Origin of the sequence: Frankia sp. R82 (genome assembly GCF_023716925.1) — a bacterium.
Lineage (GTDB): Bacteria > Actinomycetota > Actinomycetes > Frankiales > Frankiaceae > Frankia.
In genome coordinates, this window is record NZ_JAMQQG010000303.1 from 15,568 (window position 1) to 29,891 (window position 14,324).

Sequence of the window (14,324 nt, forward strand, 5' to 3'; positions counted from 1 at the left end):
CAGGAACGGCCGAGAGCAGGGTCATTGTGGTTGATGATGATCGTGGCACTGACATCGGCGGCGGCCTGCATCATGATGTTCTCCAGGCGTATCCGAAGGCTTCCGAGGGCGCCCGGGAAAACGCTGGGAGAAGCGGGCCGTCATGTCGTGGTAGACCGCGCCGTTCTCGACGCGTGCCAGCCCGTCGTCGACGTTTCGGGCAGCATCGAACGCCTCGGTGAACGCCTTGGTTGTTTCGTTGGTGTCAGCCTGATCGGGCGACACAACAACGGCGGATGAATAGTCGGTGGTAGAGCGGCCGGGAGATGGTGAGACTGCCGTCACAGAGCTGTCTCGAAGGTCGTAGCTGCGGTCCCCCGGTCACGCTGCCATGCCAGCGGTATGCGTTCACGTTTCATCAGATGCGGACCCGCGTCGTTTCCGCGGCCCAACGGCGCCGGTTACAATCGACTTCCGGCTGGATCCTCATTCTCCTGGAGTGGCCTCGTGACCGATCTGGGCATCACACGGTCCGGGCCTGGCCGATCGCGAGGATGGCCGGCGCGGCGTTCGGCGGTCAGCCTTCTCGCGGTGGTGCTGGCCGTCCTGCTGGCCACTGCAGCGATCTTCACCGGCTGGTACCGGGTCAGATTTCGAGCCTGGCCCTGGCCGTCAAGCCTGCCGGACCACGTGTCGTACTGCGACCGCCACTACACCGGACCGGGCCCACCACTCACGTTGGCCAAAGCCGAGGAAGCCGATGGCACGCCCATACGGCGCATCGGTCGTCACGGTTTCGGTGGTCTCGGGCAGCCCGTGTATGCCAACCCACGTCCGGAGCAGGCCCGAACCGGGGGCTCGCCCCTCCCCTGCGCCATGGTGATTTATCTGCGCAACGCTGAAGGTCGCTATGTACCCTACGTGCTCAGCGGCGGGCCGTGACCTGATGACGGCCGGCGAACCGAGGCCGGTGGAACGGCAACAGCCCATGCCTTCTCTCCGAGACAGGCCGGTTACGGGAATTGGCCTCGGACTCGTCCACGGAAGGACACCGCCACCCCTCGAAGGCGCCGGTCGCGTTTACGGCCGCAGGGCGGCGTGGACTGTCGCGATACCCTGCCTGATATCAGCTCGTCCCACGCCGTGCGCTCGTGGAGGTCCCTCATGTCCGAGATGACGGCGCCCACATGGATGCGTGCGATCGACTGCTCCCGACCGCACAGGCCTTCTCATCGAAGCCCGACTCCGCGGAACCGGCGGGCGGAGTTGACCAACTGTGCCGTGACCACCTGTGCCGTGACCACCTGTGCCGTGACGCCGCACCGCACCGCATGAGCGTCGTCGACCGGTGTCCGTGCGGCTCCCGCCTGGCGTACGCACAGTGCTGCGAGCCCTTCCATCTCGGGAACCCAGCGTCGACTGCCGAGGCGCTCATGCGATCCCGCTACAGTGCCTTCGCCCGCGGCCTCGCGCCGTACCTGCTGCGCACCTGGCATCCCGCAACGCGCCCCCGCCGCCTGGATCTGGACACCGACATGACCTGGCGCGCCCTGCAGATCGTCGACACCGTGAACGGCGGCCCAGACGACGACGTCGGCGTCGTGGAGTTCCGCGCGATCGCGCGCACTGCGGACGGCGGACGGCATATGCAGCACGAGCGCAGCACGTTCACTCGGATCGACGGTCGCTGGGTCTACGTGGATGCCGGGGCGGGACCGCTGCTCAGCGATCCCGCGTAATCCCGTGAACGCAGGAAACCCCTGCTAGGGCTGGGGGTTCTGGCGGTTGGCGCGGAACTGGTCGATGATCACGGTGAACTGGCCGTTGACGGTGACGTCGGTGATGCCGGCGAACAGGGCGCCGGTGCCGGGCAGGGCGACCACGGTGCGGACGCAGATCACGAACGAGGCGCCCGGTTCGAGGGTTTCCGCGCCGTCCCCGGGATTGCCGGCACCGCAGTTCGCGCCGGTCGGGGCGAAACGGATCTGCGGTGGGTCGGAAACACCCTGGTCGCGCAGGGCGAGTTCGGCGGCGAGGCGGGCGCGGTCGACGCCCTGCGTCGCGCTGTCGGCGGTGGCGAACGCGCGGCCGGCCTCGCGGGCGGCCTGCGTCACGCCGAAGGCAGAGCGCTGTACCGAGAAGACGCACAGGAACAGATAGACGAACGGCACGAGCAGCACGATCGACAACCCAACGAACTCGATCATCGCAGAGCCCTCGTCAGCAGCCCCCCGTCTCCGCGCCCGCCCCCAGATGGCGGCCTGGGCTCGTTCCCCGGCCCCGGTTCCTCGTTCCCGTCCCCAGACCGCGGCTGCCAGCATCACGGCAGCCAGCGCGCGCCAGGCCCGGTAGGTCAACCATGCGGTGCGCCGTCCGACGCTCGGCGCCGAGCCCGGGCGGACCGCCGGCCTCACGGCACCTCCTTCACGGCATGGCCGGTGACGGTCAGCGTGACGCCGTCACCGAGCGGGACGAGCACAAGCGGAACGACCACCTTGCAGGTCACCTGGACCAGGGCGGTGGCGTCCGGGCCGTCGACGTCCACGCCCGTACAGGTGGTGTCGGTACGGCCGGGGATCGTCCGGGCGATGAGTGACTGGGCGTACGGGCCGCCGTCGGCTGCCGTGACACCGAGGTTGGCCGCGTGCCGCGCGCCCTCGGCCGCATCGGCCGCGAGCGTGTTACGGACGTAAAGGACCAGTCCGACCTGCAGGATCCCCAGGAACAGGAACAACAGCAGCGTCCCCACCAGGATGAACTCCACGACCGAGGAACCCTCGTCGGCGACCGGGGAATCCTCGTCGGCTGCGGCTATCTGCTCGGCCAGGACCGGTCCGTCGGCCGGGCGGTCACTTACCGCCGCCGCCACCGCCACCGACTCCGGAGACCGAGTTGATCGCGGAGGTGAACAGGTTCTGCAGTGCGGGGGTCGCGAGCGTCGCGATCGCCACGACCAGCGCCGCCGTCATCACCGTGATCATCACCCAGCCGGGGACGTCGCCCCGGTCGCGCTCGTGGCCGGGGCTCCCGTCGCCGGGCCGGCCCGGCGGGCTGGCGGCCCATGCCAGCCATCGTGCGGTCAGGGCCCGTCCGGCCTGCCCGATGCGCTGTCCCATGATCTCTCCTTCTCCGTTCGACCCGAACCGCGCGCCGCGGATCATCGACGCGTCACCTCGAGACCGGGTCCGGGCACCGCGTCGTGCCATGCCGTGCCGTGCCGTGCCGTGCGAGCCTGCGGGTACTTGCCGTCCGTGGGAATCTGCCCGTCCGGGCAGGTGCCGCGGGTCCCGGCCGTCGCGCGAGGGGTGCGAGGGGTGCGACAGGTGGGACTCATAAGGGGCGTATGTCGTTGCGCGCGCAGTGGGAGCGACGGCCGGGAGAGGCAGCACAACCGCGGTCGCGTGCTCACTGGGCGATCACGGTGAAGCTCACCAGGGCCGGGTAGAAGGCGAAGATCACCGTGGTGGGCAGCACAAGGAAGACGACCGGGATCATCATCGCGATCTCCTTGCGGCCACCGGCCTCGAGCAACTGCCGTTTGCCGGCCTCGCGGGCGTCCATGGCCTGCGCCCGCAGGATGTCGGCCAGCGGGGTTCCGCGTTCGATCGCGACGGCCATGCCGTCGACGAAACGGGTCAGCGGCGCAAGCGCGGTGCGGGCGGCGATGCCTTCCAGCGCCTGGACGAGGGTGGCGCCGGCTCGGGCGTCGGCGAGGGCCAGGCGTAGTTCGCGGCCCAGCTCGCCGTGGGTGAGCCGGCCGACGCGCTCGAGCGCGCCGATCGCCGACTCACCGGCGGTGACGGCCAACGCCAGCAGTTCGGCGACCGTGGGGAACTCCAGCAGCATCCGGTCCTCGCGCTCGCCGATGGCCCGGCTCAGCCAGTAGTCACGTCCGACCACGCCACCGGCGGCACCGGCCACGACGAGGGCGACGCTGACCAGCGCCGGCGGCCCGATGCCGACGGTGGTGCGCAGTGCCAGCAGGAACGCCCCGAACAGCGCCCCACAGGCCGCGCAGATCACCTGCTGGGCGCGGAACTCCTCGATGCCGGTGCGTCCGCCGGCCTGGGTGAGCCGTCGCTGCAGCCCGGCCCGTCCACCGAGGAACCGGTCGAGGCGGCCGGCGGCGTCCGACAGCAGGGGGCGCAGCAGCGCCTCGACGGCGGCGAGCCCCGGGCGGGCGGACGCGCGTGGCCGGTCGGCGAGCAGCCGGGACGGGCGTGGGGTGTCCCGCAGGTACGGGTCGATCCGGTCGGCGAGCTGGATGCGCCGGGCTCGCGGCGACCGGTAGACGATGATGACCAGCCCCACCCCGAGGATCAGGCCGAGCAGCGCGCCGGCAGCAACCATCGTCATCCCCAGCTCCCCCGTCCGGATTCCGGCCCGGGGTACGGGCCGTCCGGCCCGAAGCCGGGATCTCCGCCACCACCCGACCAACCCGCGCCGGGCCCGCCACCACCCGGATCCGACGACCAGGCCGACGCCGCCGACGCCGCCGACGCCACCGCGGCGCCTGCCGCCGGGACCAGCGGGCCCTCCGGGTCGGCAGCTGACGCCGCGGTCCCGGCGTCGCCGCGCAGCACCCGGCCCTCCTCGGGCAGCCGTCCGATCCGACGCATCAGGACGTAGGCGAGACCGGACACCGCACCGCCACCGATGAGCACCGCGACCCCGGTCGGGCTGTCGTAGGCCTGCACGTTCTGCCCTCGGGTCGCGAGCAGCAGCAGCACGATCCAGGGCGCGGCGAGGGCGAGCCGGGCGGCGTTGACGGTCCAGCCCTGCCGGGTCTCCAGCTCCGCGCGGGTGCGGGCGTCCTCGCGCAGGAAGGTCGACAGGGTGCGCAGCAACCGGCCGAGGTCGGTGCCGCCGACCTCGCGGGCCATTCGCAGCGACTCGATGATCCGGTCGGCGATCGGGTCGGCGAGCTCGTCGGCCAGCCGGTCCAGGCAGGTCGAGAACGAGCCGGTGGCGCTGTAGTCCTCGCCGAAGCGGGTGAACGCCGGGCGCAGCTGTACCGGGCCGCGCACCCCGACGGCGGCAAGCCCCTCGGGCAGGGACATTCCGGCCCGGACGGCGCTGGCCAGGTTGTCGACGACGTCCGGCCACAGCTCGCGCAGGTCGTGCATCCGGGAGTGCCGGCGCCGCACCACCAGCGCCCGCGGGACCATGCCCGCGAACACCGCGAACGCCCCGGCCAGTGACACGGTGCCGGTCAGCGCCAACACGACCAGCCCGACCAGAACTCCGAGCCCGGCGCTGATCGCGACGAACTGGCGCGGACCGAGACCACGGATTCCCGCCTGGGCGAGCAGCTCCGCGGTGGTGTGCTCCCAGCGGGCCGTGGCCGTCCCGAGCGGCCCGCCGCCACGCACCCCGGACGACCGACCGCTGGTGACGACCAGAAACAGACCGAGCCCGAACAGCAGGCCGAGGAAGATCCCCATCTAACCCTCCACCGCGATCTCGGACCAGCCGCCGCCCGGCCAGCGGTACGGCGCGGACGGCGGAAGCTGCCCGGACGGCGGAGCCGGCGCCGACGTCGGCATCTGCCGGGTGGGTGGCATCGGCGCGGACGGCGGGAACTGCGGGGTCGGCGGGAGCGGCGGCGGAGCGGGCGGCATCCGCTGCGCGGGGGACGGGGATGGCGCGAGGCCCGGGGGAAGAGCGGGCGAGGCGGGCACCACCGGATACGGGGCAGGCGACGCCGGAGGCGGAGCAAGCGGCGGGGGCGGCGGCCCCGGCGGGGGCGGCGGAGGCTGGTATCGGGGGGGCTGGTGCTGGTGGTAGGCGCGTTGGTGCTGGTCGCGGTGCTGGTCATGATCGCCGTGGGCGAGCAGGCTTGGCAGGTCGTAGCCGGCGCGGGCGAAGCGCTCCACATGCGGAGGGTAGCCGTCCGCGCGGACCAGGCCCTCGGCACCGGTGCGATAGATCTGGGCGACCTCCACGATGTCGCCCTCGGCCCGGCCGGGCAGCGCGACGATCTCGGTGACCCGGCGCCGGCCGCTGACGTCCTTGGCCAGGTGGACGACGAGGTCGACGCTGGCGGCGACGGTCGGCACGACGAAGGCGTGGCTGACGTTCTCCCCGGCCAGCAGTGGCAGCGTGCACAGCTTCGTGACCGCCTCGCGGGCCGAGTTGGCGTGCAGGCTGCACATGCCGGGCAGGCCGGAGTTCAGCGCGATGAGCAGGTCGAGCGCCTCCTCCTGGCGGACCTCGCCGACGAGCAGGCGGTCCGGGCGCATCCGCAGCGCCTCCTTGACCAGGCGACGCAGCCGGATCTCCCCGCTGCCCTCGAGGTTGGCCTGGCGGGTCTGCATCGCCACCCAGTCCGGGGAGCGCAGCTTGAGCTCGAAGACCTCCTCACAGGAGATCACCCGCTCGCGGGCGGGGATCGCCGAGCCGAGGCAGTTGAGCATCGTCGTCTTGCCGGCCTGGGTACCGCCCGCCACGATGATGTTGAGCCCGGCGACCACCGCGGCCTCGAGGAACGCGGCGGCGGCGGCGGTGATCGTGCCAAGGCCGACCACCTCGTCGAGGCTGGCGGCACTCAGCACGAACTTGCGGATGTTGATCGACCAGTGCACCCGGGTCACATCCGGGATGACGACGTGCAGGCGGGAGCCGTCCGGGAGCATGGCATCGACAAACGGGGTCGACAGGTCCACCCGACGCCCGGACGATTTCAGCATTCGTTCGACCAGGTCCTGAACCTGGTCGGCGGTGAGAATTGTCGTCGTGAGCTCGCTGCGGCCGTGGCGGGCGACAAAAACCCGGCCCGGCTCGTTGATCCAGATCTCCTCGATGGTCGGGTCGTCGAGATGGCGTTGCAACGGCCCGAAGCCGGCGACCGCGTCGTAGACCAGCCGGGCGGTGAGGTCTCGGTCGGTGACCGGGGGAAGGTCGCTGACCAGGACACGTTCTTCGTAGTCCGCCAGCACCTCGTGGACGAGATTGCGCACCTGGGCCGGATCGCGCACCGGGTCCAGGGAACGTCGGCGAACGAGTTCGCGCACCTCGTCCTCGACGTGGGAGGTGGCGTCCATCCACCCGTTGCGTGCCACCGCCACGAAAACCGCTGCTCCTCCGGCCGTGCCTGTTCCGCTGCCCGCCACCCGACCAATAGCTACGAAGCGTAGAAAGCAGGTCACCGCCAATCAAGCCCCGAAGTTCGGGGCAGACGCATCAACGTTCGCACAACCTCCCACCGACCCTCCGGGCGGGTAGGACACAACAAGCTCACGGTGTGCACAGCGTCCGACCTTGACCACCTCGACGATTACTCTCCGCATCGGAATTGCGATCGCAGTTGAGTACGGAACGGGGCACCTCCGTCGCTGCACGCACACGTCGGGTGCGCGCAGCCGCGCACGGAGCGCCCCGGAAACGCCCACGGGATTACGGCCTCGAAACCGCTCCGAGGCGATAGCCTCGCAGCGTTCCCTAACCCGCACACCCGTCGTGTCATATTCCGCCTGCTGGATCGACCGGTGGAGACTCCCCCACCCTGCCGATCTCATCCGACAGGCGACCAACACCTGCCTCGGGGGTCACTTCCGTGTCCGGTCAGCCATCCTCACCTGGGCTCGTCCGCCGCCCGCGAGATGCCCGTCAGCCTGCGTGGGCGGTTCGGCCGGATAGCGTCTATCCGGATGTGAACGCCGGACCGAAAGGTGCGGGGCGATGAATCAGAATCTGGAACCGGAACCGTCCGACAGGTTCAACAAGGCCGCTTGGGAAATGTTCTGGCGAATTGTCGAGAACTGCCCGATCGCGGTATTCGCGACGGACGCGGCGGGCCGACTGGTCTTCGTGAACGAGACCTGGTCGACGCTCACCGGGCTCCCTGGGCAGCAGGCCGTCGGCCTACGCCTGGATGAGATCCTGCAGCCCGAGGACGTCGACACTGTCAGCAACCACTGGCGGCAGCTCGTCACATATGGTGATGCCCTGGTACTCCGGATCCGGCTGGCCGGGGCCGACGAGCCGACCCGTCCCGCCGCCATCCTGCACACCGTGGAATCGTTCCCGCAGGACGGACACCGCCGTTTCATCGGCACGCTCACCCCGGCTCCGACGCTGACCGCCGGCACCGTGGCGCCCTACTCGGCCGACCGCGGCGATCTCGATCCGCTCGGCCCGGCCCTGCTCGACCCACCCCTGCTCCATCCGGAACTGTTCGACCTGAGCCGGTTCGACCTGGATTCGCTCGACACCGAGCCGCTGGACACCGACTCGCTGGGAGCCGGACCCTTGGATGTCGGGCCGCTGGACCATGACCTGCTCGGCGATGAGCTTTTCGGCGACCTCGGACCCTTCACCGAGGACCGCGCTTTCGGGCCGGGAGCCCTGTTCGACCACGGCACCCATGACCACGAACCCGCGGACGGCCCGTCACGGTACGAGGACCCGGCCGATCGCCGCAACGGCCACCCGCTCGGCCATTCGGCCAATCATCCGGCTGGCCGTCGCCTGCCCGACCCCGGCTCGACTCAGGGCCCCACGGCGGGGCAGGAACAGGGGCCGGGCCCGGACGCGGTGAGCGGCGACCCGGAGCAGCAGTGGAGCATCCCCCTGCCGCGCCGCCCGGTACCGGGCGAACCGACCCCGGGACGGCCGACACCCTGGGGAGCGGCGGAGGAGCGACCGCCGGCCTATCCGCGCGGCGCCCTTCCGCCCGGCGCGGAGTGGCGGGCGGCCGTCGTCCTGCACCGGGACGAGGAGGCCGATCTGTACCCGGACCACGCCGGGCGGACCGGGTCCGGCCGGCACCATGATGACTGCGGCTGCATGTTCGCCGAGATGCGCCGCATCGAGGATGCCTGCCGGGATCGCGAACGATGGCTGACCACACTGCTCGCGGAGCTCAGCACCGCCGTGCTGATCGCCGACCGGGACTGCGCCGTGGTCGCCGTCAACCAGCTGTACTGCGACCTGTTCGACCTGGCCGAGTCACCCGTCGACCTGGTCGGCACCGACTGCCGCCGGCATCTGCGGCCGCGGGCCGGGCTCGTCGACGATCCCTCCGGCTTCGCCGCCCGGCTGGACACCCTGCTGCGCCGACGACGGACCCTGCGACGCGAGCCGGTGATGTTCGCCGACGGCCGTTTCTTCGAACGCAGCCACATCACCCTGGCCGCGGGCGACGGCTACCGCGGCCATCTGTGGCTCTACAGCGACGTGACCGACCGCCGCATCCTCGAGGCCGAGATCGAAGGTCTTATCTCCGGCCTGTAGTACTCCGGGTGGACGCCAGCCAGCCACAGCCCGACCAGCCCGAGCCACAGCCACAGCCACAGCCACAGCCACAGCTCAGACAGCTACCAGCGCGCTGCCCATGAACATTCGCGGACAGCGCGCACTAGACGCCGCCGTAGTGGCGGACCTGGAGGTCCTGAGCCTGGCCAACCCAGTCGTCGGAGATGATCCGATCGCCGAACCCGTCGAGCATCCGGGCCAGCCGTTCGACGTCCATGTCGCCCATCTCGGCGAGCTGCCCGAAGGTCGTGATGCCCAGGGTGCGCAGCCGTGACTCGATCACCGGACCGACTCCGACGATCTCCTTGAGGTTGTCCCCACCGGTAGCCGACGGGTCGAGCAGCCCGTTCCACCGCGGCGAGGACTCCATCACCACCCGGCCGCCGGCCGCCTGCTGACCGGTGGCACCGCGCCGGGCCCCGGGGGAGGTCGCGAGCCCCGTCGGGTTGTGGACCGGCGCGCCGGCCACCGTCGACGGCCGTTCCTTGGTCGCCGCGCCCGTCGGACGCGATCGCGCCGCCGGAACCTCCACGGCGACCTCGGTGTCCGCCATCGACGCCAGGACGGCGGCCGGGGTCACGTCCTCGGCTGCTTCGGCAGGCACCGCTGGTTCCAGAACCGCCGCCTGCTCGGGAACCACCGTCGGCTCGACGGCTGCCGACGGCTCCCCTACGTCCCCGGTGGCGGGCTGAACGCTCAGGGCGGTCTCCGAGCGGGAGATGCGGCCCAGCAGGCTTTGCCGCTCGGCCGCCCACTCGGCCTGATGCCGGTCAAGCCGGGTGTTCAGATTGACGACCTGCCGCTGGGCGTCCTCCGCCTCGGTGCGGGCCATCGCCAGCCGGGAGGAGAATTTCGCCGCCCGCCCCTCGGCCTCGTCCAGCTGTTGACGTAGCTGCTCGGCGGCCCGGACGAGCTCCGCGACGGTCGGCCCCGTCGGTGGTGCGCTCCGGTCCTCGTCCAGCGTCCCATCGTCGGCGGCGGCAGGCGTCTCGGACGGTTCGGTTCCGACGACAGCAGGTCCTGCCTGGGCGGACGGCTCGACCTCGAGCTCGACGGAGGAAGGTTCGACCTCGGGGATCGGGCGGGTGACCGCTTCCACCCGGGCACGCAACGCGGAGTCGATCTCCTCGACCCGGGCGCTCGCCGTGATCGCATGGCGCTCGGCCGCGAAGATCCGCTGCTCGGCCTCGGCCGCACGTTGCTCGGCCACGGCCAGCCGGGCGGTGAGGTCGGCCCGCTCCAGCGCGGCGTCGTCACGCTGCCGGCGCAGCAGATCGACGAGTTCGGCCACCGGCTCCACCGCCCGCACCATCCGCAGGGGCAGCGTGATCGGCCCGGTGACGGCCAACTCCGCGCCCGTCGACGGCTCGGCCGGCACCCACGCAGCACCTGCCTGCGCATCCACGACGGCCATGCTGGCGGCATGCTCGCCCACCGCAGGGGCGCTCGGACCGGACTCGTCCACCGCGGACTCGTCCACCGCGGGCAAAGCAGCCAGCGCGGACGGCTCCCCGACCGGCTCAGGCTGCTCCACCAGTGCCGGCACCTCGACCGGCACAGGCCCGCCGACCGGCACAGACTCGCCCACCGGCACGGGTTTCTCGGTCGGCGTCGACTCGGCCAGCGCGGGCACCGCCGGGGTCGTCCCGGCCGGCTCGCCCGCGGATCCGACAGCCGGTCGGCCGAGGGCGACGACCGGTGCGTCCCCGGACCTGCCGAAGATCGACGTGGGACGGGTGACCTCGGCACCGTCCGTGGCGGCGGTGGAGCTGCCCGGTTGCTGGTCCTGACGCCCGGCCCGCAACTGCCGGCGCAGGGGGGCGATCAGGAACACCCACGCCAGCGCCGCACCGATGACCATCGCCACCAGCACGTACGCCAGGATCTGCCCGGCGAGGTACAGCATGGGCTGCCAGCCTCCCTACCGCGGTGGATCGTTCGAGATCCACACCCGTATGACGGGAGCCGGCATCTCGGGACGAAGAAATGTCAACAGAGACAAGGGGGTCGCACCACCAGCCCCGCCCGGACCTGGATCCGAACGGACGCGTGCGGCGCAATCCCTATTATTCGCAACAGCCGAGACCGGCTGCGCCCCGGGGAGCCCCAACCGGTGGCACCCGCTCCGATGTGGGCCCAAAGCTCCCGGTCTGTGCCGGACCACCCCGCCTCAGGTGCCGAACCACCCGCCGCACGTGTCGGACCATCTGCCGCGCGTGCCGGGCGAGGACGGTCAGAGCAGGTCGGGAAGCTCCTGGGGAGCGAACCAGAGCAGCTCGAAACCCTCGGCACTGTCGACGGTGAAGGCCGCGTCGGTACCGCCGAGGTCCGCTTCGAGGATCTGGTCGGCGGCATCACGGACCGCGGCGAGCACCTCCTCGTCGCTCCCGTCGTCCACGTGAACGGCCTCAACGGACGACCACGGCACCGGAAAGTCGATCTCGACGGTGCCGCGGTCCAGATCGTCCCGGACACGGACCGCGCCATCGGCGAGCTCGGCGACGAACACCAGCCGCAGGCGAGGGGCGGCCGGGTCGGCGTCGAGCAGGCGGAGGCTGGCCCGGGCCGCATCGTGCAGGACGGCGTACTCCAGCTCCTCCTCCGACTCCGACTGGGCGTACCACTCGCGCAGGGCAGGGGTTACCGCGAAGCCGGTGCCGGCGGGCACCTCCCCGGACTCCCATACCGAGCGGGCGGCAGCGAGCGTCGAGGGCAGGTAGACACGCACAGCACCAGTCTGCCAACCCACCACATCCGGGTGACGCAGCGGGTCGGTCCACGGCTGCGGATCAGAGGCCATCACGGGATCCCGGTCAGCCGGCGAGTCCGAGTCCGACCGGCGGATCGTCGCCCCGCTTGCTGCGGACCAGCCCGTCCGCCGCCGCACCCGCCGGGGTGGCGCCCGTCTCCGCGGCGACCTGGAGATCCGCGGCGGGCTGGGGCCGGCGCGATGGCGGGGTGGTTCGGTGACGGGGCCGGGGGTGGACGGTTGACCGCAGCAGCTCCGTGGTCGTGCGCAGGCTGGTCTCGAAGACCTCGGCACGGCGGGTGAGATCCATCAGGTTGCCGCCCATCACCGTCAGATCCTCCGGGCCGGGGCAGATCACGGTGACCCGGGTTCCAGCTCCCTCGAGCAGGGCGACCTCGCGCAGCAACCGACGGGTCGCGGCCCGGCGCACCTGGCGTTCGACCAGGGCGACGGCGCCACGGGGGCGGTCGGTGGTCAGCGAACAGGCCGGGGCGACCACGACCACCTCGTCCAGGCCGGCATCGACGAGCAGGTCGACCGAGGTCGGGGACCTCGTCCCGCCGTCGACGAAACGCTGGCCGTTGGCCTCGATCGGGGCGTACCAGCCAGGGATGGCGCAGGAGGCCATGACTGCGTCGGGCAGTGACATCCACGGCGCGTCCGGCTCGCCGAACAGCACCCGGTGGCCGGTGTCGAAGTTCATCGCCACGATCCGCAGGGGAGGCTGATCGGGCCAGTGGCCGGGATCGGCACCGGCCCGTTCCATCCCGGCGAGCACCAGATCACCCACCGCGGAGATCTTGCCGCGGCCCTGTGGCAGCAGTGCGGCCAACGTGACCATCGGGGTGGCCTGGCGGGGATGCAGAGCACTTGCCGTGAGCAGCCGCGGCGAGCCCAGGCGCATCTTCGGCCTGGGCGGCAGCGATGCGCCGAGGTCGCGGTAGTCCAGGACGGGGTCACCGGACTCGTGGATGCCCCGCTCGGAGTTGGCCATCGCCTCGACGCTGATGCCGAGCCCGAGCAGAGAGGCCACCACGGAGCCGGCAGAGGTGCCGACCACCAGATCACTTGCCGCAAGATCGCGACCGGTCTCGGTTTCGACGGCGCGCAGCGCGCCGATCATCCAGGCGGAGCCGAGGACCCCACCTGCGCCGAGAACGAGACCTCGACGCACCGTCCGCCTTCTGCTCATCGTCCACCTCCTGGCGGGGCACCCTGACGCGGCGCCCAGGAGGGTGGGATACCCCGCGACGGGGCTCCTGCCGCCCCCGGAACGCCGGGGCGTCGTTCTCGCCCGGCCCCGCCCGGGCCGAACGGCTCTGCGCGCAGGCGTACCGCGGGCAGCGCCGTCGGGCCAGGCCGGAACGGACCGGACGTCTACTCGAGCGGTTCTTCGCTCTCCTCCGGGAAGCTCGTTTCCAGCACACCCCAGTTGCGCAGCCGCTCGGCGAAATCCTGCGGCGTGGTGTCGTGCAGCAGAGCCAGCGCCCGGACGTCACCGTCACGAATGGACAACACCCGCCCGGCGTAGTCGTCCCGCTGGCGCTGGATCTGCGCCACCCAGCGCCGGACCAGGGCGGACGTGTCCGGCGGGGCCTCGCTGAGCTTTTCGAGGTTGAGCACCGTGCGGGGGCGGCGCTCCCGCGGCGGCAGCTGATCCTCGCTGGGCAGCAGCGCCGATACCGGCACGCCGTAGAACCCGGCGAGCTCGGACAGCTGATGCACGCTGATCATACGGTCGCCGCGTTCATAGGAACCGACCGCGGCGGTCTTCCAGCGGCCCCGCGACTTCTGTTCCACCCCCTGCAGCGACAGACCCTGCTGGATCCGAATAGCTCGCAGGCGGGCGCCCACTGCCTTCGCATACTCCCGGCTCATCCGACACACCCCCAGCCGTCTCGCCCGAGCATCCCTGCGCCGGCGCGGTTCACCGGCGCGGCTGCGCCCACGAACCGGAGGGCACCTTCTCGGCATGCTCACACTAACGTAACGTCGCCAAAGCGAGACCTACGCGTGAACATACGTAGAGTCACGACCTTGATACGCGTTCATACGGAATATCGCGCTCGGACTTCAATGAGCAGTCGGCCAACGACAGATTACGCTTGATCATAGCCTGTCGAGCGCTTTACGTAAGATCCCTTTCACATCCTGACCGGAACCACTCCACACAGCGATGCCCGTTACTCGCTCGCTGTAACCGTCTCGACTACCAAGAGCCGATGATCCGGGTACCCTATGTCATAGTTATGCCAACGGCGTAACTGTGAGTCGCCTGCGGCCGAGCAAGCGACCGGCCAGCGGCGCGGGCCTGGCCGCCCGGCAGCGCCCGCCGGCGCCC

General features: G+C 71.2%; 12 protein-coding genes and 2 pseudogenes. 4 read left to right on the top strand and 10 right to left on the bottom strand.

Going from position 1 to position 14,324, the window contains the following annotated elements:
- Positions 1–30 precede the first annotated feature (30 nt).
- The 3 genes from ND747_RS24395 to ND747_RS24405 all read left to right on the top strand — a co-directional run bounded on the left by ND747_RS24395 (position 31) and on the right by ND747_RS24405 (position 1,718).
- Complete coding sequence (locus ND747_RS24395) at positions 31–279, top strand: hypothetical protein (RefSeq protein WP_251736524.1); 249 nt, start codon at positions 31–33, stop codon at positions 277–279.
- Positions 280–486: 207 nt separating this feature from the next.
- Positions 487–921, top strand: a complete 435-nt coding sequence (locus tag ND747_RS24400) for a hypothetical protein (protein ID WP_251736525.1) — start codon at positions 487–489, stop codon at positions 919–921.
- Between the two features lie 389 nt (positions 922–1,310).
- Positions 1,311–1,718 carry a YchJ family protein gene (locus tag ND747_RS24405; protein ID WP_285901052.1) on the top strand — a complete coding sequence of 136 codons (408 nt, stop codon included), beginning with the start codon at positions 1,311–1,313 and terminating at the stop codon, positions 1,716–1,718.
- A gap of 24 nt (positions 1,719–1,742) precedes the next feature.
- On the opposite strand, the gene ND747_RS24410 is transcribed toward ND747_RS24405, so the two are convergent.
- The 6 genes and pseudogenes from ND747_RS24410 to ND747_RS24435 all read right to left on the bottom strand — a co-directional run.
- Entirely contained in the window at positions 1,743–2,186 is a 444-nt protein-coding gene (locus tag ND747_RS24410; protein ID WP_251736526.1) for a hypothetical protein, read from the bottom strand.
- 203 nt (positions 2,187–2,389) lie between these two features.
- Positions 2,390–2,794, bottom strand: a complete 405-nt coding sequence (locus ND747_RS24415; protein WP_374216314.1) for a TadE/TadG family type IV pilus assembly protein — start codon at positions 2,792–2,794, stop codon at positions 2,390–2,392.
- A gap of 34 nt (positions 2,795–2,828) precedes the next feature.
- Positions 2,829–3,095: a hypothetical protein gene (locus ND747_RS24420; protein ID WP_251736527.1), complete on the bottom strand. Its 267-nt coding sequence runs from the start codon at positions 3,093–3,095 to the stop codon at positions 2,829–2,831.
- A 289-nt stretch (positions 3,096–3,384) separates the two neighbouring features.
- Positions 3,385–4,335: a type II secretion system F family protein gene (locus ND747_RS24425; protein ID WP_251736528.1), complete on the bottom strand. Its 951-nt coding sequence runs from the start codon at positions 4,333–4,335 to the stop codon at positions 3,385–3,387.
- 218 nt (positions 4,336–4,553) lie between these two features.
- Positions 4,554–5,423, bottom strand: a pseudogene (locus ND747_RS29520) (type II secretion system F family protein); the annotation flags it as partial.
- A gap of 360 nt (positions 5,424–5,783) precedes the next feature.
- Positions 5,784–7,022 (bottom strand): annotated as a pseudogene (locus tag ND747_RS24435) (CpaF family protein); the annotation flags it as partial.
- A 637-nt stretch (positions 7,023–7,659) separates the two neighbouring features.
- Here ND747_RS24435 and ND747_RS24440 point away from each other — a divergent pair.
- Positions 7,660–9,213: a PAS domain-containing protein gene (locus ND747_RS24440; RefSeq protein WP_251736529.1), complete on the top strand. Its 1,554-nt coding sequence runs from the start codon at positions 7,660–7,662 to the stop codon at positions 9,211–9,213.
- Between the two features lie 124 nt (positions 9,214–9,337).
- On the opposite strand, the gene ND747_RS24445 is transcribed toward ND747_RS24440, so the two are convergent.
- The 4 genes from ND747_RS24445 to ND747_RS24460 all read right to left on the bottom strand — a co-directional run bounded on the left by ND747_RS24445 (position 9,338) and on the right by ND747_RS24460 (position 13,861).
- Positions 9,338–11,140 (bottom strand): hypothetical protein, encoded by a 1,803-nt coding sequence (locus ND747_RS24445; protein WP_251736530.1) that lies wholly within the window; start codon positions 11,138–11,140, stop codon positions 9,338–9,340.
- A gap of 327 nt (positions 11,141–11,467) precedes the next feature.
- Positions 11,468–11,962 (bottom strand): hypothetical protein, encoded by a 495-nt coding sequence (locus tag ND747_RS24450; protein WP_251736535.1) that lies wholly within the window; start codon positions 11,960–11,962, stop codon positions 11,468–11,470.
- A gap of 85 nt (positions 11,963–12,047) precedes the next feature.
- The gene (locus ND747_RS24455; protein WP_251736531.1) at positions 12,048–13,175 is read right to left on the bottom strand and encodes a patatin-like phospholipase family protein; all 1,128 of its coding nucleotides are present in this window, start codon (positions 13,173–13,175) and stop codon (positions 12,048–12,050) included.
- 185 nt (positions 13,176–13,360) lie between these two features.
- Positions 13,361–13,861: a transcriptional regulator gene (locus ND747_RS24460; protein ID WP_251736532.1), complete on the bottom strand. Its 501-nt coding sequence runs from the start codon at positions 13,859–13,861 to the stop codon at positions 13,361–13,363.
- Between the last annotated feature and the right edge of the window lie 463 nt (positions 13,862–14,324).